Origin of the sequence: Klebsiella sp. CN_Kp088, assembly GCF_040064335.1 — a bacterium.
Lineage (GTDB): Bacteria > Pseudomonadota > Gammaproteobacteria > Enterobacterales > Enterobacteriaceae > Klebsiella > Klebsiella aerogenes.
The window spans coordinates 81,912-102,483 of record NZ_JBEAIQ010000027.1; the positions used below are offsets into that span (position 1 = coordinate 81,912).

Below are 20,572 nucleotides of genomic sequence, written 5' to 3' on the forward strand. Positions count from 1 at the left end.
TAACCTGAGCTGTCAGGAGAATTAATCACTCACGGAAGACGCATAATCGTAGATGCACCCGCAATCGGGGAGGAGAAATGACGCGGGGAGGCCAGATTCGCTCGATGCGCGGCGGGATGGCCGCCAGCACCGCCAGCAGCAGAGCGATCGCTAATAGCGCCCCTTCAAACAGCATCGGCGGAACGGCCATCAGCGACTTGGCGCTGAGTTCGCAGGGGGAAACCGGCGCCTCGGCATTATCCGGGCCAGGTTGAGCGGATTGGCTGGCGGCCGTGACGTTCATCACCAACGCATGCATCCCCGCCATTCTCTGGGCGGTGCAGATCAGCACCACCAGGCAGGCAAGGAGTACAAGAAGAATGGCTTTGCGTTGTCGCTTAATCATGGTCGCCTCAAATATTCACGAGGCCTATCTTATCGGGCGAACGCGTTTTAGCAATGGTAAAGCTGTAAAGAAGTGTCTGGCGGATAAGTGATTTGCCCCCTCCCGGCCGGGAGAGGGCGGTTAATTACAGATTCTCGCCGTTGCTGGCGATGACTTCTTTGTACCAGTTAAAGCTCTTCTTGCGCGAGCGGGACATGTCGCCGGTGCCGTCGTCGTGTTTATTAACGTAGATGAAGCCGTAGCGTTTGCTGTACTGGCCAGTGGTGAAGGAGACGCAGTCGATGCAGCCCCATGGGGTATAACCCATCAGATCAACGCCGTCATAAGTCACCGCTTTAATCATCTCTTCGACGTGGGCGCGGAGATAATCGATGCGGTAGTCATCATTGATGCTGCCGTCGGCTTCTACTTTGTCGTAGGCGCCAAAGCCGTTTTCCACGATAAACAGCGGCTTCTGGTAGCGCTCATACAATTCGCACAGGGCGTAGCGCAGGCCAACCGGGTCAATCTGCCAGCCCCAGTCGGAGGCTTTCACATGCGGGTTCGGCACGCTGCCTTCGAAGCCGGAAATGGCATCGCCGGTGCCGCCTTCGGCTTTCACCGCGTTGGTCATGTAGTAGCTGAAGCCGAGATAGGCGCAGGTGCCTTCACGCAGGATCTGCGCGTCGCCGTCTTCCATCTTGATGTTGAAGCCGCGGCGTTCCCATTCATTCAACACGTAGCTCGGGTAGTAGCCGCGCAGTTGGACATCGGTAAAGACATAGCGTTCGCGCATCGACTCCTGGGCAAACATGACATCTTCCGGTTTGCAGGAGTAAGGGTAGAGGGCGACCATCGCCAGCATGCAGCCGACCTGCATTTCCGGGTTGATGCGGCGCGCCGCTTTCACCGCCAGCGCGCTGGCGACGAACTGGTGATGCAGCACCTGGTACATGGTCTCTTCCGGGTTTTCATGCTCGGTATAGACCACGCCGGAACAGCAGTAGCCGAACAGCGGCGCGCGCCAGTTACGCTGGTTATTGATCTCGTTAAAGGTCATCCAGTATTTCACTTTGTGCTTATAGCGCTCAAAGACAACTTCGGCGAAGCGCACAAAGAAATCGACCACTTTGCGGTTGGTCCAACCGCCGTACTGCTGTACCAGATGCAGCGGCATTTCAAAGTGGGAAAGGGTGATCACTGGCTCGATGTTGTACTTCAGCAGTTCATCAAACATGTCATCGTAGAATTTCAGCCCTTCTTCATTTGGCTGAGTTTCGTCGCCCTGCGGGAAGATGCGGGTCCAGGCAATAGAGGTGCGGAAGCATTTGAAACCCATCTCGGCGAACAATTTGATGTCTTCTTTGTAGTGGCCGTAAAAATCAACCGCTTCATGGTTAGGGTAATACTTACCCGCTTCGACCTGTTGGGTGATTTCGCGCGGCACGCCGTGCGCCCCGCCGGTTAAAACGTCGCAGATGCTGGGGCCTTTGCCGCCTTTATTCCAGCCACCTTCAACCTGATGCGCGGCGACCGCGCCGCCCCATAAAAAGTCTTTGGGAAGAGTCAATTTTTTCATCTTTGCTAATCTCTATGAATAACTATTGCGATTGAGTCTAGCAAAGCGAAATTGAATGTCACGATATAACAAATCCCGCTAAAGGTAATATGTTACATCGAAAAAACAGGCTGTTATTTTAAGCCGATTTTGCGCGCTAATTTACGCCCCAGGGATTCGAGAATATATATCACCGGAATCTGTGTTGTAATATCGTAAACGCCGCCGATGCGCGTTTGCGGCACGTGCCAGGAGAGATTGAAATCAGCCAGTTTTGCCAGCCGCGAATGTTCATGGCTGGTAATCGACATCACCTTACAGTGATGCAGGCTGAACTGGCTGGCAAAGCGCAGGATCTCTTCGGTTTCACCGGAGACGGAAAGCACAATCGCCAGCGCGTTGCGAGCCATGTCATTGGTGACCGGGAAATAAGGATCGTCAATATGGTTGCTGAATTTCCCGACGTTGGAAAAGAAGCGCGCGCCATATTTCGCCAGCGCGCCGGAAGTACCGGCGCCGACGAAAATAATACGCTCGGAGGAGAGAATAATATCGACGGCTTGTTCGAGCAATTGATCGAACTCGTCATTATTGACGCTTTTAAAAAAGCTCATTATTTCGCTGGCGCCGATATTTGCCTGTTGAGGCTCATTCTGCTCAAGATATAATTTAAAGCGTACGCGAAATTCAGAGTAGCCCTCGCACTGCAGTTTGCGGCAGAAGCGCAACACGGTGGTGGTGGAGACCCCGGCAGCCTCGGCCAGTTCGCGAATAGTCATGTACATCACTTTGTCACGATTCTTAATGACGTAGTGGTAGACCATCATCTCAAGATTATTGAGACTGGCGACAGCGGCGTGGGAGAACATACTCACAGTGGCGAACTCACAATTCATAAAGACCAGGACGGAATTATATCATGCAGGCTAATGACATTACCTTTTTTCAGCGTTTTCAGGACGACATCCTCGCCGGGCGCAAAACGATCACCATTCGCGATGCGGCGGAGTCGCACTTTAAGCCCGGTGACGTGCTGCGCGTCGGACGCTATGAAGATGACGGCTACTTTTGCACTATCGCCGTTACCGCGACCTCGACGGTGACCCTCGACACGCTAACTGAACAGCATGCTCAACAGGAGAATATGACCCTCGAACAACTGCGGGAGGTCATCAGTGAAATCTATCCTGCGGAAGATCGGTTTTATGTTATTGAATTCAAACGCCTTTAAATAAAACCAGCACAACTGTTAGTTGAAATATTGTTGTAACACTATGATTTTAATGTGTTTACAAATATACATCGTTTTATTTTAGCTAACAGGTGTTCACTGGAATCATTCTCAGTTAACCTAAGTGGGCAATGAAAGCGTTCTTGTTTTCACGGAGTCAAAATATGGTTCGCAAACCATTAATCACTCAGGGATATTCTCTGGCAGAGGAAGTTGCCAACAGCATCAGTCACGGGATCGGGCTGGTGTTCGGTATTGTCGGCCTTGTGTTGCTGCTGGTGCAGGCGGTAGACACGAACGCCAGCGCGACGGCGATCACCAGCTACAGCCTGTACGGCGGCAGTATGATTATGCTGTTCCTCGCTTCCACGCTCTATCACGCTATCCCGCATCAGCGGGCGAAACAGTGGCTCAAGAAATTCGACCACTGCGCCATCTACTTGCTGATTGCCGGAACCTACACGCCATTTTTGCTGGTGGGATTGAATTCGCCGCTGGCAAAGGGGTTGATGATTGTCATCTGGAGCCTGGCGCTACTGGGGATCCTGTTTAAGCTGACTATCGCGCACCGCTTTAAAATTTTGTCGCTGGTGACCTATCTGACGATGGGCTGGCTGTCGCTTATCGTGGTCTATCAACTGGCGGTGAAGCTGGCGGTGGGCGGGGTAACGCTGCTGGCGGTTGGCGGGGTGGTGTACTCGCTGGGGGTCATCTTCTACGTCTGCAAACGTATTCCTTATAACCACGCTATCTGGCACGGCTTCGTGCTCGGCGGCAGCGTGTGTCACTTCCTGGCGATTTATCTTTACGTCGGCCAGTCCTGATCAAACGTCCACGGCGGCGCTACGCTTACCGTGGCTACGATATTCTGCGGCCTGGAAATTCCACGGTGGCGCTGCGCTTACCGTGGCTACGATATTCTGCGGCCTGTAAATTCCACGGTGGCGCTGCGCTTACCGTGGCTACGATATTCTGCGGTCTGGAAATTCCACGATGGCGCTGCGCTTGCCGCGGTCACGATATTCTGCAGGCTGGTAGCCCGGCTAAGGCGCAAGCGCCGTAAGCCGGGAACTGTTCCTTAATCTTCTTCCAGCGAATACGGCAATGGCTTGATGCTCAGGCTGCCGGCATCATCACGCACGCGGAACACGCTGTCCGGTTCCATATCGTTATTCATCACCACCTGGACCATCAGGCTTCCGTCATCCAACTGTACGGCTGCCAGCACCGTACCGGTGCGGCGCCAGTTGTCGCCCATTTTCAGCTCCAGATCTTCCCCGGCTTCCGGCACCCGGCTGGCGGTACCCGCCAGCGTCCACAGCGCGCGTTTATTGGCGCCGCGGAATTTCGCCCGGGCGACCATTTCCTGGCCGGTGTAGCAGCCTTTCTTGAAGCTGATACCGCCCAACGCTTGCAGGTTGGTCGCCTGCGGAATGAACTGCGCGCTGTTTACGCTGTCGATAACCGGCAGACCGGCCTCGATGTTCAGCGCCAGCCACTGCTGGCTGTTGTTAAGCTGCGCTTCGCCGCGCAGCGCGTCTGTCACCCGGTTGGCGGTGTCGGCATCGGTCACCAGCAGGAAGCGTTCGGCAGGATGTTCAAACCACAGCAGGCTGGTCACGCCTTCGGTGACCACCGGTTTACCAGCGTCCGGCAGCGCGGCGAACAATGGAGCCAGCGCGGCGCGCGCCTGGAAACCGGCAACGCCCAGCAGGACCAGATCGTCGTTTGCGGCGATGGTGACTTTGGAGAAGACGGCATATTTTTTCAGTTCGGTCAGCTGCGCTTCGCGCAGGCTGCGGCGCTCAATCCACGCGAAACCGCCGTCGCGGTGGAAGACGCGCAGGTTGCTCCACATTTTGCCTTTGGCATCACAGTGCGCGGCAAGCAGATGCTGATCGGCGGTTAAATGGCTGACATCGGCGGTGATCTGCCCCTGCAGATACTTCTCGCCATCCGGACCGGTAATCGTCGCCAACGCCCAATCATCCAGCGTCATCAGCGTTAACGGCAGACGAGCGGAAAAAGAGGGCTGACGCGGAGGAAAAGGTGTAAAAGCCATAGTCATATCCTGAATAGCTTAACGCAGAGTGAATGACTAATGGTAAAAGAGCTATGGTGCAATGCAAGCGCTTTCGGCAAGCCATTTGTGCCCTCAGGATGCGGTGAATAGCCAACCGGATTTTGGGCTTTTATGGAATGCTGCTCGCACAAGGCGATATTACTGTAAAGTAAGTGCCTAAAAAGGGTTAAACTAAGCTATATCTTGATGCTGGAAGGACAACATGGACATTAACAACAAAGCTCGCATCCACTGGGCATGCCGCCGCGGTATGCGCGAACTCGATATCTCCATCATGCCGTTTTTCGAGTATGAGTACGACACGCTCAGCGATGACGACAAGCGCCTGTTCATCCGTTTGCTGGAGAACGATGATCCGGATCTGTTTAACTGGCTGATGAATCACGGCAAGCCGGCAGATGCGCAACTTCAACGGATGATTAATTTAATCCAGACTCGGAATCGGGAACGTGGTCCTGTGGCAATCTGATTTACGTATTTCCTGGCGTTCGCAGTGGTTCTCGCTGCTGCTGCACGGGGTGGTGGCGGCGATAGTGCTGCTCATGCCCTGGCCGTTAAGCTACACCCCGATTTGGCTCCTGTTGCTATCGCTGGTGGTGTTTGACTGCGTGCGCAGCCAGCGGCGGATCCACGCCTGCCAGGGAGAAATTAAGCTGTTGATCGATTCCCGTTTACGGTGGCAAAAAACGGAATGGGATATCGTCGGGACGCCATGGGTTATCAGCAGCGGGATGCTGCTGCGCCTGAAGCATGCGGAAACCGGCCGTAGCCAGCATTTGTGGGTGGCGGCGGATAGTATGGATGCGGGAGAATGGCGGGATTTGCGCCGGCTGGTGCTGCAAAAACCGGCGCACGACTAACTCAGGATCAGGCGAAGTGCTCCGCCATTTCGCCGAGGATCTGCTCGCACCAGTTCTGGATGCGCTCATCGCTCAGGTCGTACTGATTGGTTTCATCCAGCGCCAGGCCGACAAACAGTTGGCCATCGGCGATAACCGGTTTCGGGCTGGTGAACTCATAGCCCTCGGTTGGCCAGTAGCCGACAAACTTCACGCCTTTGGTCGCCAGCTTATCGTGCAGCATCCCCAGCGCATCAAGGAACCATTCGCCGTAACCAAGCTGATCGCCCATGCCGTACAGCGCGACGATTTTGCCATTCAGATCTAAGGCGTCGAGCTGTTCCCAGACCGCTTCCCAGTCTTCCTGAATTTCGCCGAAATCCCAGGTCGGGATGCCGAGAATCAGCACGTCGTACTGGCTCATCAGCGCGGGGGAGTCATCTTTCAGATTATGCAGCGTCACCAGCTCGGGGCCGATGATATCGCGGATTTTTTCCGCGGCCATTTCGGTGTAGCAGGTACTGGAGCCGTAAAAAAGACCTATATTCATCGCGTAAACGTCTCAATTCTTGCCGTGAATTGCGCCCAGTGTACCAGAAAGGCGGCCTCTTAAGGCATAATGAGGGCGTATAACGAACAAAGAGGCCGATGTGAAACAGGATCTGGCACAAATTGAACAGTTTCTCGATGCCCTTTGGCTGGAGCGTAATCTGGCGGAGAACACGCTCAGCGCCTATCGCCGCGATTTGACGATGTTAGTAGAGTGGCTGCATCATCGCGGGCTGTCGCTGGCGAGCGTCGGCAGCGACGATCTACAGGCGCTGCTGGCCGAGCGGCAAACCGGCGGCTACAAAGCGACCAGTACCGCGCGGCTGCTTAGCGCCGTGCGCCGCTTCTTCCAGCATTTGTACCGGGAGAAAGTCCGCCCGGACGATCCCAGCGCGCTGCTGGCTTCGCCGAAGCTGCCGCAGCGGCTGCCGAAAGATCTCAGCGAGGCGCAGGTTGAGCGTCTGCTGCAGGCGCCGCTGGTGGAGCAGCCGCTGGAGTTGCGCGATAAGGCGATGCTGGAAGTGCTGTATGCCACCGGCCTGCGCGTCTCCGAACTGGTTGGCCTGACGATGAGCGATATCAGCCTGCGACAGGGCGTACTGCGGGTCATTGGTAAAGGCAACAAAGAGCGGCTGGTGCCGCTGGGCGAAGAGGCGGTGTCATGGGTAGAAAATTACCTTGAATACGGCCGCCCGTGGCTGCTGAACGGCGTGGCTTCGGACGTGCTTTTCCCCAGCCAGCGCGCGCAGCAGATGACGCGCCAGACATTCTGGCACCGCATTAAACACTATGCCGTACTGGCGGGGATCGACAGCGCGAAGCTCTCCCCGCACGTGTTGCGTCATGCGTTTGCCACGCATTTGCTCAATCACGGCGCCGATTTACGCGTGGTACAGATGCTGTTAGGACACAGCGATCTCTCCACCACGCAGATCTACACCCACGTGGCGACCGAACGTTTACGACAACTTCATCAACAGCATCACCCGCGGGCGTGAGTGCTGAATAAAAGGACTGAGTATGAAAAAAGGTTTATTGATGTTCACCCTGCTGGCGGCTTCACTCTCCGGCGCGGCGCATGCCGATAGCGCGGCGATCAAACAGTCGCTGGCGAAACTGGGTGTGCAGAGCACCGATATCCAACCGTCGCCGGTTTCCGGGATGAGCACGGTGCTCACCGACAGCGGCGTGCTGTACGTCACTGACGATGGCAAACACATTATTCAGGGACCGATGTATGACGTTAGCGGCGCGCAGCCGGTTAACGTCACCAACCAGTTGCTGGTCGGCAAGCTGAACGCCTTAACCAAAGAGATGATTGTCTATAAAGCGCCGAAGGAGCAGCATGTCATTACCGTCTTTACCGACATCACCTGCGGCTACTGCCACAAGCTGCACGAGCAGATGAGCGACTATAACGCGCTGGGGATCACCGTGCGTTATCTGGCCTTCCCGCGCCAGGGGCTGCAAAGCCAGGCCGAGCAGGACATGAAAGCGATCTGGTGTGCGAAAGATCGCAACAAAGCGCTGGATGACGCCATGAACGGTAAGGGCGTACAGCCGGCGAGCTGCAGCGTAGATATCGCCAAACATTATACCCTCGGGGTGCAAATGGGCGTCAACGGCACCCCGGCGATGGTTCTCAGCAACGGCATGGTGCTGCCGGGCTATCAGGGGCCGAAAGAGCTTAAAGCTTTCCTCGACGAGCATCAAAAACAGACAAGCGGTAACTGATTCGCGTGAAACAACAGATACAACTACGCCGCCGCGAGGCGGTTGATGGCGTCGACCTCCCCGCCGACCTGCCGCCGCTACTGCAGCGGTTGTATGCCAGCCGCGGCGTGCGCAGCGCGCAGGAGCTGGAACGCGGCGTCAAAGGCATGTTGCCATGGACGCAACTCACCGGCGTTGAAAAAGCCGTTGAAATGCTGCATGACGCTTTCCAGAAAGGGTTACATATTGTGGTGGTCGGCGATTTTGACGCCGACGGCGCCACCAGTACCGCGCTCAGCGTGCTGGCGCTGCGCGCGCTGGGCTACGGCAACGTTTCCTATCTGGTGCCGAACCGTTTTGAAGACGGCTATGGTTTAAGCCCGGAAGTGGTCGAGCAGGCGCACGCGCGCGGCGCGCAGATGATCATGACCGTCGATAACGGTATTTCATCACATGCCGGCGTCGATCACGCCCATAAGCTCGGTATCCCGGTGCTGGTGACCGATCACCACCTGCCGGGCGATACGCTGCCGGCGGCGGAGGCCATCGTTAACCCTAACCTGCGCGATTGCGACTTCCCGTCAAAATCACTGGCCGGGGTCGGGGTGGCGTTTTATCTGATGCTGGCGCTGCGCACCTTCCTGCGCGATAACGGCTGGTTCGAGGCCCGCGGTATCGCCGCGCCAAACCTTGCCGAGCTGCTGGATTTAGTGGCGCTGGGCACCGTTGCGGACGTGGTGCCGTTAGATGCTAACAACCGCATCCTGACCTGGCAGGGGTTAAGCCGCATTCGCGCCGGAAAATGTCGGCCAGGCATTAAAGCGCTGCTGGAAATTTCCAACCGCGATCCGCAAAAGCTTGCCGCCAGCGATCTCGGTTTCGCCCTCGGGCCGCGCCTGAATGCTGCGGGGCGGCTGGATGATATGTCCGTCGGCGTTGCACTGCTGCTGTGCGATAACATCGGCGAAGCGCGGGTGCTGGCCAATGAGCTCGATGCGCTTAACCAGACGCGCAAAGAGATTGAGCAGGGGATGCAGGCCGAAGCGCTGACTCTGTGCCAGCAGCTGGAACGCAGTAGCGACACCCTGCCCGGCGGGCTGGCGATGTACCATCCGCAATGGCATCAGGGGGTAGTCGGCATCCTGGCATCACGGATTAAAGAGCGCTTCCATCGCCCGGTTATCGCTTTTGCGCCTACCGGCGACGGCACGCTCAAAGGTTCTGGCCGCTCCATTCAGGGGCTGCACATGCGCGATGCGTTGGAGCGCCTTGATACGCTTTATCCTGGGTTAATCCTGAAGTTTGGCGGCCACGCGATGGCGGCGGGCTTATCGCTGGAAGAGGCGCGTTTTGAAGAGTTTCAACAGCGCTTCGGCGAGCTGGTGACCGAGTGGCTGGATCCCGCATTATTGCAGGGCGAGGTGGTTTCCGATGGCCCGCTGGCGGCGGCGGAGATGAGCATGGAAGTGGCGCAGATGCTGCGCGATGCCGGGCCATGGGGGCAGATGTTCCCGGAACCGTTGTTTGATGGCCGTTTCCGCCTGCTGCAGCAGCGGCTGGTGGGCGAGCGTCACCTGAAGGTGATGGTCGAACCGGTTGACGGCGGGCCGCTGCTGGACGGTATTGCCTTCAACATCGATACTTCCATTTGGCCGGATAACGGCGTGCGTGAAGTACAGTTAGCCTACAAGCTCGACATCAACGAGTTCCGCGGCAACCGCAGCCTGCAGCTGATCATCGATCACCTCTGGCCAAATTGACAACAGTGTATTAATAAGGGCGCGAATCCGGTAGAATTCCGCTCTTATCACCGCATTTTGACAAATCCATTAAAAGAAACCGACCATGTTTGAAATAAATCCGGTAAAAAACCGCATTCAGGACCTCACGGAGCGCTCCGACGTTCTTAGGGGGTATCTTTGACTACGATGCGAAGAAAGAGCGTCTCGAAGAAGTAAACGCCGAGCTGGAACAGCCGGACGTCTGGAACGAACCTGAGCGCGCACAGGCGCTGGGCAAAGAACGTTCTTCCTTGGAAGCTATCGTCGAAACGCTGGATCAGATGACCCAGGGTCTGGAAGATGTCGCCGGACTGCTGGAGCTGGCGGTAGAAGCCGAAGACGAAGAGACCTTCAACGAAGCGGTTGCCGAGCTGGACGGGCTGGAAGAGAAGCTGGCGCAGCTTGAGTTCCGCCGCATGTTCTCCGGCGAATATGACAGCGCCGACTGCTATCTCGATATTCAGGCCGGTTCCGGCGGCACCGAAGCCCAGGACTGGGCCAGCATGCTGATGCGCATGTACCTGCGTTGGGCGGAAGCGCGCGGCTTTAAGACCGAAATCATCGAAGAATCCGAAGGTGAAGTCGCGGGCATTAAATCCGTGACCATCAAAATCATTGGCGATTACGCCTACGGCTGGCTGCGTACTGAAACTGGCGTTCACCGCCTGGTGCGTAAGAGCCCGTTCGATTCCGGCGGCCGCCGTCATACCTCCTTTAGCTCGGCGTTCGTTTACCCGGAAGTTGATGACGATATCGATATCGAAATTAACCCAGCCGACCTGCGCATTGACGTATACCGCGCGTCCGGCGCCGGTGGTCAGCACGTTAACCGTACGGAATCCGCGGTGCGTATTACCCATATCCCGACCGGGTTAGTGACGCAGTGCCAGAACGACCGTTCGCAGCACAAGAACAAAGACCAGGCCATGAAGCAGATGAAAGCGAAGCTTTATGAGCTGGAAATGCAGAAGAAAAATGCCGAGAAGCAGGTGATGGAAGATAACAAATCCGACATCGGCTGGGGCAGCCAGATCCGCTCTTACGTGCTGGACGACTCGCGTATTAAAGATCTGCGCACCGGGGTGGAAACCCGCAACACTCAGGCGGTGCTCGATGGCAGCCTGGACCAATTTATCGAAGCAAGTTTGAAAGCAGGGTTATGAGGAACCAACATGTCTGAACAACAAGCACAGGGCGCTGACGCGGCAATTGACCTTAATAATGAACTGAAAACCCGTCGTGAGAAGCTGGCTGCGCTGCGTGAGCAGGGCGTCGCATTCCCGAACGATTTCCGTCGTGACCATACCTCTGACCAACTGCACGCTGACTTCGATGCCAAAGAAAACGAAGAGCTGGAAGCGCTGAACGTTGAAGTGGCCGTTGCTGGGCGCATGATGACCCGTCGTATCATGGGTAAAGCGTCTTTCGTTACCCTGCAGGATGTCGGCGGCCGCATTCAGCTGTACGTCGCGCGTGATGATCTGGCGGAAGGCGTCTACAACGATCAGTTCAAAAAATGGGATCTCGGCGACATTATCGCCGCCCGCGGTAAGCTGTTCAAAACCAAAACCGGCGAGCTGTCGATCCACTGCACCGAGCTGCGTCTGCTGACCAAAGCCCTGCGCCCGCTGCCGGATAAATTCCACGGCCTGCAGGATCAGGAAGCGCGTTATCGTCAGCGTTATCTCGATCTGATCTCCAACGACGAATCCCGTAACACCTTCAAAGTACGTTCGCAGATCCTGGCTGGCATCCGTCAGTTCATGGTTGGCCGCGGCTTTATGGAAGTGGAAACCCCGATGATGCAGGTGATCCCAGGCGGCGCTTCCGCGCGTCCGTTCATCACCCATCACAATGCGCTGGATCTGGACATGTACCTGCGTATCGCGCCGGAACTGTACCTCAAGCGTCTGGTGGTTGGCGGCTTCGAACGCGTCTTTGAAATCAACCGTAACTTCCGTAACGAAGGGATCTCCGTTCGCCACAACCCAGAGTTCACCATGATGGAACTCTATATGGCGTATGCGGATTATAAAGATCTGATTGAGCTGACCGAATCCCTGTTCCGCACCCTGGCGCAGGACATCCTCGGTAATACCGCGGTGCCTTATGGCGATCAGACTTTCGATTTCGGCAAGCCGTTTGAAAAACTGACCATGCGTGAAGCTATCAAGAAATACCGTCCGGAAACCGAGATGGCGGATCTGGATAACTTCGATTCCGCGAAAGCGATCGCTGAGTCTATCGGCATCAAAGTTGAGAAGAGCTGGGGTCTGGGCCGTATCGTGACCGAGATCTTCGAAGAAGTGGCGGAAGCGCATCTGATCCAGCCGACCTTCATCACCGAATACCCGGCAGAAGTTTCTCCGCTGGCCCGTCGTAACGACGTGAACCCGGAAATCACCGACCGCTTTGAATTCTTCATCGGCGGCCGCGAAATCGGTAACGGTTTCAGCGAGCTGAACGATGCGGAAGACCAGGCGCAGCGTTTCCAGGATCAGGTTGATGCGAAAGCCGCCGGCGACGACGAAGCGATGTTCTACGACGAAGACTACGTCACCGCGCTGGAACACGGCCTGCCGCCGACCGCCGGTCTGGGCATCGGTATCGACCGTATGGTGATGCTGTTCACTAACAGCCACACCATCCGCGACGTTATTCTGTTCCCGGCGATGCGTCCGCAGAAATAATCGCTTTTCGCGAAAAGCAAAAAACCCGGCTTGCCGGGTTTTTTTATATTTGATGTCAAGGTTCGTCGCTGGCGTAGCCCGGGTCGTTAATGCTTGTCACTCGCGGTTACGCGCGTAAACGCGCGACAAAGTCTATCAACGCCTGACGCGCGTTTTTGTTTTTGGCTTCCAGCACCATCCACGGGCTAAAGGCCCACGGGGTAGCGGCCAGCGCGCTTAACATTTCCGGCAGCTCAACCCACTGATAATCCATCACTTCATCATCATTAGGTTGTAGTTCGCTGACCACGCGTGCGGCAAAAACCGGGCAGACTTCGTTTTCGACGATGCCATTCGGTGCGACGGCGCGGTAGCGGAAGGCCGGGTGGACGGGGGCAATATCAGCGATCTCGACGCCCAGTTCGAAGCGGCAGCGCCGGGTGACGGCCTGCTCGAAGGTTTCGCCCTGTTGCGGATGTCCGCACACTGAGTTAGTCCACACGCCAGGCCAGGCTTTTTTGCTAAGCGAGCGGCGCGTGACCAGGAACTGGCCTTGCTCATTGAACAACCAGCAGGAAAACGCGAGATGCAAAGGGGTATCGAGCGTGTGGGCGGCATACTTCTCCAGCATACCTGTGGGTTTATCTTGCTCATCCAGCAAAATGACGTGTTCCCCGGCCATGACGACTCCTGAAAAAAATAAATGACCCGGCACAAACCCGCCGGGTCATGTACTCAGGCCACTAGGGTAGCCCATAAATGGGAGAAAGGCATTACCAAAACAAGCCCTGGTAGCATGTTGGCGACCGGGAAAAGCTTGATGTTACAGATACGCAATCCGGTCGCTACCATCAGCAATCCACCGGCGCAGGAGAAATCCGCCATCATTGACGGGGTGATCATCGGCAGAATAAACACCGCCAGCATCGCCAGCGCCACCTGAATGACGATCTGCGGGATAGCGATGGTCATCACCGCGTAACCCAGCAGAGTTGCGAATATCCCGGCGGTGAACAGGTCGAGGATCGTTTTAATGTACAGGATCGACGGATCACCGCTCATACCTTCGGTCATAGCGCCGAAAATACCGGTACCGCTGGCGCAAAACAGCACCAGGATAGCGACGAATTTTTCGGTGAACTCCTCATGTCCTAACCCCTGAACAGGCGGCAGAACTTTATTAATCAAGCCGCGCGTTGAACCCGCCGCGCTACCGATGCGTTTTTCCAGATGCAGCAGTTCGCCGAGGAAAGCGCCGAGTACCATTGCCAGCACTACCGCCGGCATATATTTCACCTTCAGTACCAGGGTGATGCCCAGGCCGACGGAACAGAGACCAAAGGTCATCGGTAGCGCGGTTTTGACGCGTTCCGGAAGTTTGCCTCCGGCCATGGCGCCGATCAATCCGCCGATGATCACGGCGGAACCATTTACATATGGACCAATTAACATTGCGAGTTCCTGTTACGCGTAATGCAGCGCGCCTTCACCCCAGCGTGGGATGTTATTGACCTCAAGGTCAAAGAGGTCGAGCGCGCGGTTCACGCTATGGGTAATAATGTCATCTGCGCTTTGCGGGCGTTGATAGAGCGCCGGAACCGGTGGAAAGATGATGCCGCCCATCTCGGTAACCGCCGCCATATTGCGTATATGGCCGAGGTTGAGCGGGGTCTCGCGCGCTAACAACACCAGCCGACGGCGTTCCTTCAGCACCACGTCCGCCGCGCGGGTGAGCAGATTATCGGTGAGACAGTGGGCGATAGCGCCCAATGACCGCATTGAGCAGGGGGCGACTAACATCCCCAGCGTTTTAAACGATCCGCTGGAGATAGATGCGCCCAGATGGTTGATAGGGTGTACCACGTCAGCCAGCGCCATCACTTCGTCTAAGCGGTAGTCCGTTTCCAGCTCGCAGGTCTTTTCCGCGCCTTTGGAGACCACAAGGTGCACTTCTACCGCCTGCGGCTGCAGAAGCTCCAGCGCTTTGACGCCGTACTGGAATCCGGAAGCGCCGCTAATGCCAATGATGATGCGTGGTGTCATGGTATTTGCCCTTATTCGAAATCCGGCAGGAAACGTTTTACATCAACCGCTTTGAACTTAGAGCGCTCAAAGTTGTGCTTCAGATGGAACGGTACGGTGCAGTCGAAAATGGTTTTACACGACATTCCCTGCTGCAGAATGCTGGGGCTGTATTCCGGCACCTGCGATGGGTCGAGCGGATGGCAACGTACGCCAGGGATCACCACGGTATCGACATCGCCTTGGTAACGGGTTTGCATCGCCCATAGCACGTCGTCGCTATCGAAAATATCAACATCTTCATCTACCAGAATAACGTGTTTGAGTTCCGGGAAGGCGGAGAACGCCAGTAGCGCAGCCTGGCGCTGGCGGCCTTCATCGGCTGGGGACGACTTTTTGAATTGCAGCACCGCGAGCAGCTTGCCGCCGCCCGCCGAGTGGGCGAAGACGTTGAGCAATTTGCCCGGCATGGCGCGTTCTACCATATCGAGAATACTGGCTTCGGTCGGGATCCCGGCCATGTTGACATGTTCTTCGCCTGGCCCGACGGTGGTGCGCCAGATGGGGTTGATACGATGGGTAACCGCTTTAACTTTAATGACCGGAATCGCCTCTTTGGCTTCGCCGGTATAGCCAGGGAACTCCGGCATGGCGCGGCCGGTATTGGTGTTTTGATCTTCACGCACGCGTACGTTCGGCAGCAGTTCGCCTTCGATAACGATTTCAGCGTGGGCGATGGCTTTTTCATTAATGGTTTTACACTGCACCATCTCCACCGGATGGCCGCGCAGCGCGCCGGCGATACTTAGCTCATCAAAGCCCAGCGGGGTGGTCGGCGGTTCAAAGCAGGCGGCGATTTCGATAGCCGGGTCCACGCCGATACTAATCGAGATCGGCAGCGGCTGCCCCGCCGCTTCCGCCTTCATGCGGAAGGCATCGATATGGCGGCCCGGCGTCAGCCACATTGAGAGTTCATCGCGGCTCTGTACGCACAGACGATGAATGGTGATATCGGATTCACCGGTTTGCGGATCGGAGGCATAGCACAGGCCCATGGTGATATAAGGGCCAGCGTCTTCTTCGGTGTTGGTTGGCGCAGGCAGCAGTTTGCGCAGATCGAAATCATCATCGCTGGCGAGGTGCACCACTTCCTGGCATACCGCCGCGCCCTGCACCATGGTCGGGGCAATGGCATTTTCAACGGAGTCTTTCAACAGGTGACCCAGTTTCGCCGGTTCGCACTGCAGGAACTGGCTGATGCGCTGGCGTGAACCGTTCAGACCGATGGCTACGCTAATGTCATTGAAGCCCTTAATATTGTTAAATACCATCACCGGGCCGTTCTTACGCGTCGGACGCTGGCAGGTACCGCCGGCGCCCACGTAGCGATAAACGCCGGAGAGCTCGGCGTGGGGATCGACTTCAGTATCGGTTTCAACATACTCGCCAGGTAGCGTTTTTAGTAGCGCCAGGGCAGAGCGTAAATCGTGCACCGATGACGGCGCTTTTTTATCTGAGTGTGCCATGAGTGTTCCTTTGGGAAAGCAATTTTGCTAACCGCACAATATTTTTGTTCGAATAATTAAACAAATACCGTTTACCGGATGGTCAGTAGATCAAAAAGGTTTAATTTAAAAAGCTGTTAAGAAATGATTAATTAAAATGGATAAATTGGCGCGGCTTTTTATTTGATTCCATTAGTGCAATACTGACCTGCAGATAAAGAGGGGTTAGATAATGGATCTGAAGCGCTTACGCTATTTTTGCCGGGTGGTCGAACATGGCTCGGTTAGCCAGGCGGCGAAATCGCTCAACATGGCGCAGCCGCCGCTCAGTAAGCGGATACAGGAGCTTGAAGAAGAGCTGCAGGTGTCGCTTTTTGAACGCCGCGGCAACCGTATTGAACCAACGGAAGCAGGCTATTTTCTTTATCGTAAGGGTTGTGAAATATTACGCCAGGTGGAAGATACCGCCAGGGAAACGGCCGATATTGCGCAAAAGACCCGTGCGGAAGTGCGCGTTGGCTTAACTCATCTTTATCAAAACTATTTTCAGCCTTTATTAATGGAGCTCTATCGGCGAAATCCAGAAACGGCAATAAATATCTCGGTGACCGATTCAAGTCATCTGGAAACGTTATTAAATGAAGGCGCTATCGACCTGGCCTTAATACAGCGACCCTACCGTAGTGAGGGTTTCGATTATGTCTCCTTTGACCCGATAAAATTGGTAGCCGTCATTAATAAAAAATGTTTGCCGCAGCCGCCGTCTAACCCCTTCGATTATAACGCGCTGGCGACGATGCCGCTGGTGCTGCTTCACCGGGCGAAAGATTCCGGCACCTATGAGATGCTGATGGATCTGTTTCGTAAATCCGGCGTCAGCGCGAAAGTGATTATGCATATTACCCAACCAGGAGTAATTCTCGACTGGCTGGAGGGCGGACTGGAAGCGGCGACGTTGTTGCCATCCTCGGAAGTGAATGCTGAAAAACTGCCTCATTGCTATGTGGTTGATGTCTTCCCCTCGCCGCAGATATTTTATCCGGCGCTGGTGAAATTACCGTCGATGTCGTATCTCCCGGCGTTGATGGATATTATCGCCGGAGGCTATCCATTTAACGCGCCGAAGGGAGTAGAGGTCGTAGAATAAGCGTAGAACATTGGGGATCGTCCCTCGGGCTGGTATGATATTCGTCCATGATGCCGAGATGAGAAACCGTTGAGTGCAGGACGCCTGATGAAAACACGCTTTTATATCGCGATAATGCTGCTTGCTAGCCTGACTTTAGCCGGCTGTTCCAGTACTTCCGATTCTGGGTCCACCTATACCGTGAAACGCGGCGATACGCTGTATGCGATCTCCCGTAGTACCGGCACCAGCGTACGCGATCTGGCGCGCCTGAATAACATCTCTCCGCCATATACTATTGAAGTCGGGCAGAAGCTGAAACTTAACGGCGGTTCAAAATCAAAAAGCAGCACCGCCGGGAAAAAATCCTCCAGCACCCGCACAGCCGCCGTGACGCCATCATCGGCGGTGCCGCAGTCCTCATGGCCGCCTGTGGGGCAGCGCTGCTGGCGCTGGCCGACCAGCGGTAGAGTGGTGATGCCGTACTCCACCCGCGATGGCGGCAATAAAGGTATCGATATTGCCGGTACCCGCGGCCAGCCGGTTTACGCCGCCGGCGCCGGTAAGGTGGTCTACGTCGGCAACCAGCTGCGCGGTTACGGCAACCTGATCATGATTAAGCATAACGAGGATTACATCACCGCGTATGCGCATAACGATAAGATGATGGTTAATAACGGCCAGAGCGTGAAGATTGGCCAGCAGATTGCAACCATGGGTAGTACGGACGCTGATTCCGTACGGCTGCATTTCCAGATTCGCTATCGCGCCACGGCCATCGACCCGCTGCGTTATCTGCCGCCGCAAGGCAGTAAGCCTAAGTGCTAAAAGGTTATTTTATCAGCAGTTAGCCCAATCCGGGCTTGCCACAGGGTGCGTAAGGTCTATAATGCTTTTCGCACCTCTTCGCGGGCGTAGTTCAATGGTAGAACGAGAGCTTCCCAAGCTCTATACGAGGGTTCGATTCCCTTCGCCCGCTCCAGAATTTCTCTTGTAGTCACACATGTTTTGTAACTTGCTGTTTTTGAAACAGGTTACTGACCCCGTATATATAAGCAATCTCTCGTAGTACCACTCAAAAATACACTGTTAGTTTTCACGTGAAGTTAACGGTTAGATGAAAGTTAAACTTAACGTTGGCGCAGTTCCAGAGTCATACCGCGATAGTACAACGTGAACAAAAACCTAACTGGGCATTGTCATTTCATCGACAGATTGGTCACACGCATTTAAGCCCAATGTAAAGGCTGCACAGCCTCATAAACAGGTGGATAGATAGCTACAGATTCGATTCTGCCAGCGCTTCACTCATGCTCCGAAAGGTAAACGAGCACCCTGATAAGGTGTGATCTATCAGACAATCTAATGAAGTTGTTACGCTCCGCTTGTTGCTGTATCACCAACGGGGCTTTATGGCTTCTATTGCCCAAAATCTGTTAGTTGCGCATTTTATGCCCCCCTGGATACCCTGATATAAAACATACAAGGAGGACTGTTTATGAGCGCCCAGGCAGAGGAAGGAACATTACGCCGGATGACGTTAGGCGAGATAGCAATGGCTCGTAGGGTATTCGGTGATTCGATAGTTTATAGCCGTGTCTGGATTCATTGCGACAGCTATTTACCGTTCGGCCTCCAGAAACAGAACTACGCGATGACTTCCAACGGGGGTTGTGGTACAGAAAACAGATGTACAGGGAAGACTTTTCCGCAAACTCGGTTTTCGTTGAAGATAAATATGTTTTCATCCATGAACTGGGGCATGTCTGGCAACACCAGCACGGGCAATGGGTGAGAATGCGGGGTGCGTTTAGCTGGGCTGCTGAATATACCTACAGGCTGGATAAAGAAAAGCTCACCGATTACTCTCTTGAGCAGCAAGCCTCTATTTTAGCTGATTACTGGTTACTACTGGTTTATGGGATCAGTAAGTGGTCCTACTATCAGAGAGCAGGGCGCATGGGGATGTACAGGGGCGTAGATATGTTGCAGGATGTCCCTTCGCTTTACCAGAAAATCGTAACAGGGAAGGGGCGTTAAACATGAAGAACAAAATGTTGCTGGGTGTTGTATTTCTCTTAACGGGATGCCCTGGGCCTGGCGATCGAATGGTAGATCGTGAATCTACAACGGCATTAATCAAAGATAATCAAGTTTGTGTGGTGTCACCACTGGAGCCACAGGAACGGATCACTGCTATTCAAATCAATAGCGATAATAGCGGCTCTCTTCACAAGATTTTCGATGACAAGCCTGTTTATGTACCGAAGGGTGAGTGTCTTCCTGTGTTCGGATTTAAGTTTACGCCTGGAGAGCGGTATAACTTCGCGTATGACGTCCAATCTGATAAATCAGAGTCACATCTAGTCACTGCTGAATTTTCTTATCCCAACGAATAAGGGGGCATTCTGCCCCAGAATAACCCCACGCTGCGCCACTACACGCTCCTTCGGGTACATGGACATCTGATAAATTTCACTGTCTGCTATATCCTGATGAAGTCGCCTGACGGCTTCACATGTTGTCTTACTGTAAGTATCTCGCATAATCGTGCCATTCATATTTAGAGATACATCAGGTCATCCTTAACCCGACGCATATCCAGAAGGTGATTAATCTGCGAAGTGATTCATCACGCAGGCGAAGCGGGGTGAAAAGTTATCGCCAATAAGAACCGTTTCCTCATTCAGGCGCTTTAACATATACAGCTTGTCGGCATGTTCGTAAGCGTCGAAGAAGAGGTAATCGACAGCGTCCGTTGCATTATCATCGGGGGATTTTTCGCGTCCCTCGGGGGTGAGCATGAAAACGCCGGCAGTATGTCCAAGCGGACGAGCATACCGAAAGAACAATTTTCGGTTTACAGCAAACTCGCCGTCATCGCTTTTGAGCTTTCCTTGCACTGATAATGAAAGATGCCCGGAGTTGTAGCTGGTAATCAACATGATTCCGTGGAGTTCCTTTTTGGTATTCTGGATGTCGATTATCGACGTGAATTCCGAGGAGCAGGAAAAACTGATTTCTTGTTTTTTAGCATTCCCAGTGATAATCAAATAGGCGATAGCTGCCAGCCCAATAATGACGATTACGACTGACCAGAGTAAAAAAGAGTGATCGCTTTCCTGCTTCATA

22 protein-coding genes, 1 tRNA gene and 1 pseudogene are annotated in these 20,572 nt (G+C 54.7%); 14 read left to right on the forward strand and 10 right to left on the reverse strand.

Features of this window, described 5'->3' with window-relative positions; all coding sequences use genetic code 11:
• Positions 1–25 precede the first annotated feature (25 nt).
• The 3 genes from ABLV08_RS17225 to ABLV08_RS17235 form a co-directional block, all read right to left on the reverse strand.
• Positions 26–385 carry a copper resistance protein gene (locus ABLV08_RS17225; protein ID WP_015369786.1) on the reverse strand — a complete coding sequence of 120 codons (360 nt, stop codon included), beginning with the start codon at positions 383–385 and terminating at the stop codon, positions 26–28.
• Between the two features lie 124 nt (positions 386–509).
• On the reverse strand, positions 510–1,943 hold the full coding sequence (bglA, locus tag ABLV08_RS17230; protein WP_032712496.1) for a 6-phospho-beta-glucosidase BglA: 1,434 nt from the start codon (positions 1,941–1,943) through the stop codon (positions 510–512).
• Between the two features lie 113 nt (positions 1,944–2,056).
• Positions 2,057–2,791: a MurR/RpiR family transcriptional regulator gene (locus tag ABLV08_RS17235; RefSeq protein WP_015703423.1), complete on the reverse strand. Its 735-nt coding sequence runs from the start codon at positions 2,789–2,791 to the stop codon at positions 2,057–2,059.
• Positions 2,792–2,841: 50 nt separating this feature from the next.
• Between ABLV08_RS17235 and yqfB the strand changes: the two genes are divergently transcribed.
• Both yqfB and ABLV08_RS17245 read left to right on the forward strand, forming a co-directional pair.
• Positions 2,842–3,153, forward strand: a complete 312-nt coding sequence (gene yqfB / locus ABLV08_RS17240; RefSeq protein WP_348856075.1) for a N(4)-acetylcytidine aminohydrolase — start codon at positions 2,842–2,844, stop codon at positions 3,151–3,153.
• Positions 3,154–3,317: 164 nt separating this feature from the next.
• Positions 3,318–3,977 (forward strand): hemolysin III family protein, encoded by a 660-nt coding sequence (locus tag ABLV08_RS17245; protein ID WP_008806429.1) that lies wholly within the window; start codon positions 3,318–3,320, stop codon positions 3,975–3,977.
• Between the two features lie 254 nt (positions 3,978–4,231).
• Here ABLV08_RS17245 and ygfZ read toward each other — a convergent pair whose 3' ends face one another.
• Positions 4,232–5,215, reverse strand: coding sequence for a tRNA-modifying protein YgfZ (gene ygfZ / locus ABLV08_RS17250; protein ID WP_015703421.1), 984 nt, complete (start codon positions 5,213–5,215; stop codon positions 4,232–4,234).
• A 223-nt stretch (positions 5,216–5,438) separates the two neighbouring features.
• On the opposite strand from ygfZ, the gene sdhE reads away from it, so the two are divergent.
• Together sdhE and ABLV08_RS17260 are read left to right on the forward strand one after the other, a co-directional pair.
• The gene (gene sdhE, locus ABLV08_RS17255) at positions 5,439–5,705 is read left to right on the forward strand and encodes an FAD assembly factor SdhE (protein WP_015369791.1); all 267 of its coding nucleotides are present in this window, start codon (positions 5,439–5,441) and stop codon (positions 5,703–5,705) included.
• Complete coding sequence (locus tag ABLV08_RS17260) at positions 5,686–6,096, forward strand: protein YgfX (RefSeq protein ID WP_015369792.1); 411 nt, start codon at positions 5,686–5,688, stop codon at positions 6,094–6,096. The genes sdhE and ABLV08_RS17260 overlap by 20 nt, the downstream gene beginning before the upstream one ends.
• A gap of 7 nt (positions 6,097–6,103) precedes the next feature.
• Here the strand turns inward: ABLV08_RS17260 and fldB are convergent, their stop codons facing one another.
• Positions 6,104–6,625, reverse strand: coding sequence for a flavodoxin FldB (gene fldB, locus ABLV08_RS17265; protein ID WP_015369793.1), 522 nt, complete (start codon positions 6,623–6,625; stop codon positions 6,104–6,106).
• Between the two features lie 100 nt (positions 6,626–6,725).
• Here fldB and xerD point away from each other — a divergent pair, with 100 nt between their 5' ends.
• The 5 genes from xerD (at position 6,726) to lysS (ending at position 12,808) form a co-directional block, all read left to right on the forward strand.
• On the forward strand, positions 6,726–7,622 hold the full coding sequence (xerD, locus tag ABLV08_RS17270) for a site-specific tyrosine recombinase XerD (RefSeq protein ID WP_015703420.1): 897 nt from the start codon (positions 6,726–6,728) through the stop codon (positions 7,620–7,622).
• A gap of 22 nt (positions 7,623–7,644) precedes the next feature.
• The gene (gene dsbC, locus ABLV08_RS17275; protein ID WP_015369795.1) at positions 7,645–8,358 is read left to right on the forward strand and encodes a bifunctional protein-disulfide isomerase/oxidoreductase DsbC; all 714 of its coding nucleotides are present in this window, start codon (positions 7,645–7,647) and stop codon (positions 8,356–8,358) included.
• Between the two features lie 5 nt (positions 8,359–8,363).
• Positions 8,364–10,097 (forward strand): single-stranded-DNA-specific exonuclease RecJ, encoded by a 1,734-nt coding sequence (recJ, locus tag ABLV08_RS17280; protein WP_015369796.1) that lies wholly within the window; start codon positions 8,364–8,366, stop codon positions 10,095–10,097.
• A gap of 85 nt (positions 10,098–10,182) precedes the next feature.
• Positions 10,183–11,281, forward strand: a protein-coding gene (prfB, locus tag ABLV08_RS17285) for a peptide chain release factor 2 (protein ID WP_096335406.1) whose coding sequence is annotated in 2 segments (ribosomal slippage) — positions 10,183–10,257 and positions 10,259–11,281 — 1,098 coding nt in all. Because the reading frame shifts where the segments join, the coding sequence is not laid out codon by codon here.
• A gap of 9 nt (positions 11,282–11,290) precedes the next feature.
• Positions 11,291–12,808: a lysine--tRNA ligase gene (gene lysS, locus ABLV08_RS17290; RefSeq protein WP_015369798.1), complete on the forward strand. Its 1,518-nt coding sequence runs from the start codon at positions 11,291–11,293 to the stop codon at positions 12,806–12,808.
• 106 nt (positions 12,809–12,914) lie between these two features.
• Here lysS and idi read toward each other — a convergent pair whose 3' ends face one another.
• From idi to ABLV08_RS17310, 4 genes are read right to left on the reverse strand one after another with little or no spacing between them, the layout of a single operon-like run.
• Positions 12,915–13,469 carry an isopentenyl-diphosphate Delta-isomerase gene (idi, locus tag ABLV08_RS17295; protein ID WP_015703418.1) on the reverse strand — a complete coding sequence of 185 codons (555 nt, stop codon included), beginning with the start codon at positions 13,467–13,469 and terminating at the stop codon, positions 12,915–12,917.
• A 53-nt stretch (positions 13,470–13,522) separates the two neighbouring features.
• Positions 13,523–14,239 (reverse strand): DUF554 domain-containing protein, encoded by a 717-nt coding sequence (locus tag ABLV08_RS17300; protein ID WP_004144724.1) that lies wholly within the window; start codon positions 14,237–14,239, stop codon positions 13,523–13,525.
• Positions 14,240–14,251: 12 nt separating this feature from the next.
• Positions 14,252–14,830 carry a UbiX family flavin prenyltransferase gene (locus tag ABLV08_RS17305; RefSeq protein WP_032709106.1) on the reverse strand — a complete coding sequence of 193 codons (579 nt, stop codon included), beginning with the start codon at positions 14,828–14,830 and terminating at the stop codon, positions 14,252–14,254.
• An 11-nt stretch (positions 14,831–14,841) separates the two neighbouring features.
• The gene (locus ABLV08_RS17310; RefSeq protein WP_348856076.1) at positions 14,842–16,335 is read right to left on the reverse strand and encodes a UbiD family decarboxylase; all 1,494 of its coding nucleotides are present in this window, start codon (positions 16,333–16,335) and stop codon (positions 14,842–14,844) included.
• A gap of 211 nt (positions 16,336–16,546) precedes the next feature.
• On the opposite strand from ABLV08_RS17310, the gene ABLV08_RS17315 reads away from it, so the two are divergent.
• The 5 genes and pseudogenes from ABLV08_RS17315 to ABLV08_RS17335 all read left to right on the forward strand — a co-directional run bounded on the left by ABLV08_RS17315 (position 16,547) and on the right by ABLV08_RS17335 (position 19,839).
• Entirely contained in the window at positions 16,547–17,461 is a 915-nt protein-coding gene (locus ABLV08_RS17315; protein ID WP_015369802.1) for a LysR family transcriptional regulator, read from the forward strand.
• Between the two features lie 87 nt (positions 17,462–17,548).
• On the forward strand, positions 17,549–18,268 hold the full coding sequence (actS, locus tag ABLV08_RS17320) for an amidase activator ActS (RefSeq protein WP_077202870.1): 720 nt from the start codon (positions 17,549–17,551) through the stop codon (positions 18,266–18,268).
• 80 nt (positions 18,269–18,348) lie between these two features.
• Positions 18,349–18,422: transfer RNA gene (locus ABLV08_RS17325), tRNA-Gly, on the forward strand.
• A gap of 516 nt (positions 18,423–18,938) precedes the next feature.
• A pseudogene (locus tag ABLV08_RS17330) lies at positions 18,939–19,480 on the forward strand (type IV secretion protein Rhs).
• Positions 19,481–19,482: 2 nt separating this feature from the next.
• Entirely contained in the window at positions 19,483–19,839 is a 357-nt protein-coding gene (locus ABLV08_RS17335; protein ID WP_077202905.1) for a putative T6SS immunity periplasmic lipoprotein, read from the forward strand.
• 213 nt (positions 19,840–20,052) lie between these two features.
• Here ABLV08_RS17335 and ABLV08_RS17340 read toward each other — a convergent pair whose 3' ends face one another.
• Entirely contained in the window at positions 20,053–20,571 is a 519-nt protein-coding gene (locus ABLV08_RS17340; protein WP_015703385.1) for a hypothetical protein, read from the reverse strand.
• Position 20,572: the final 1 nt, after the last annotated feature.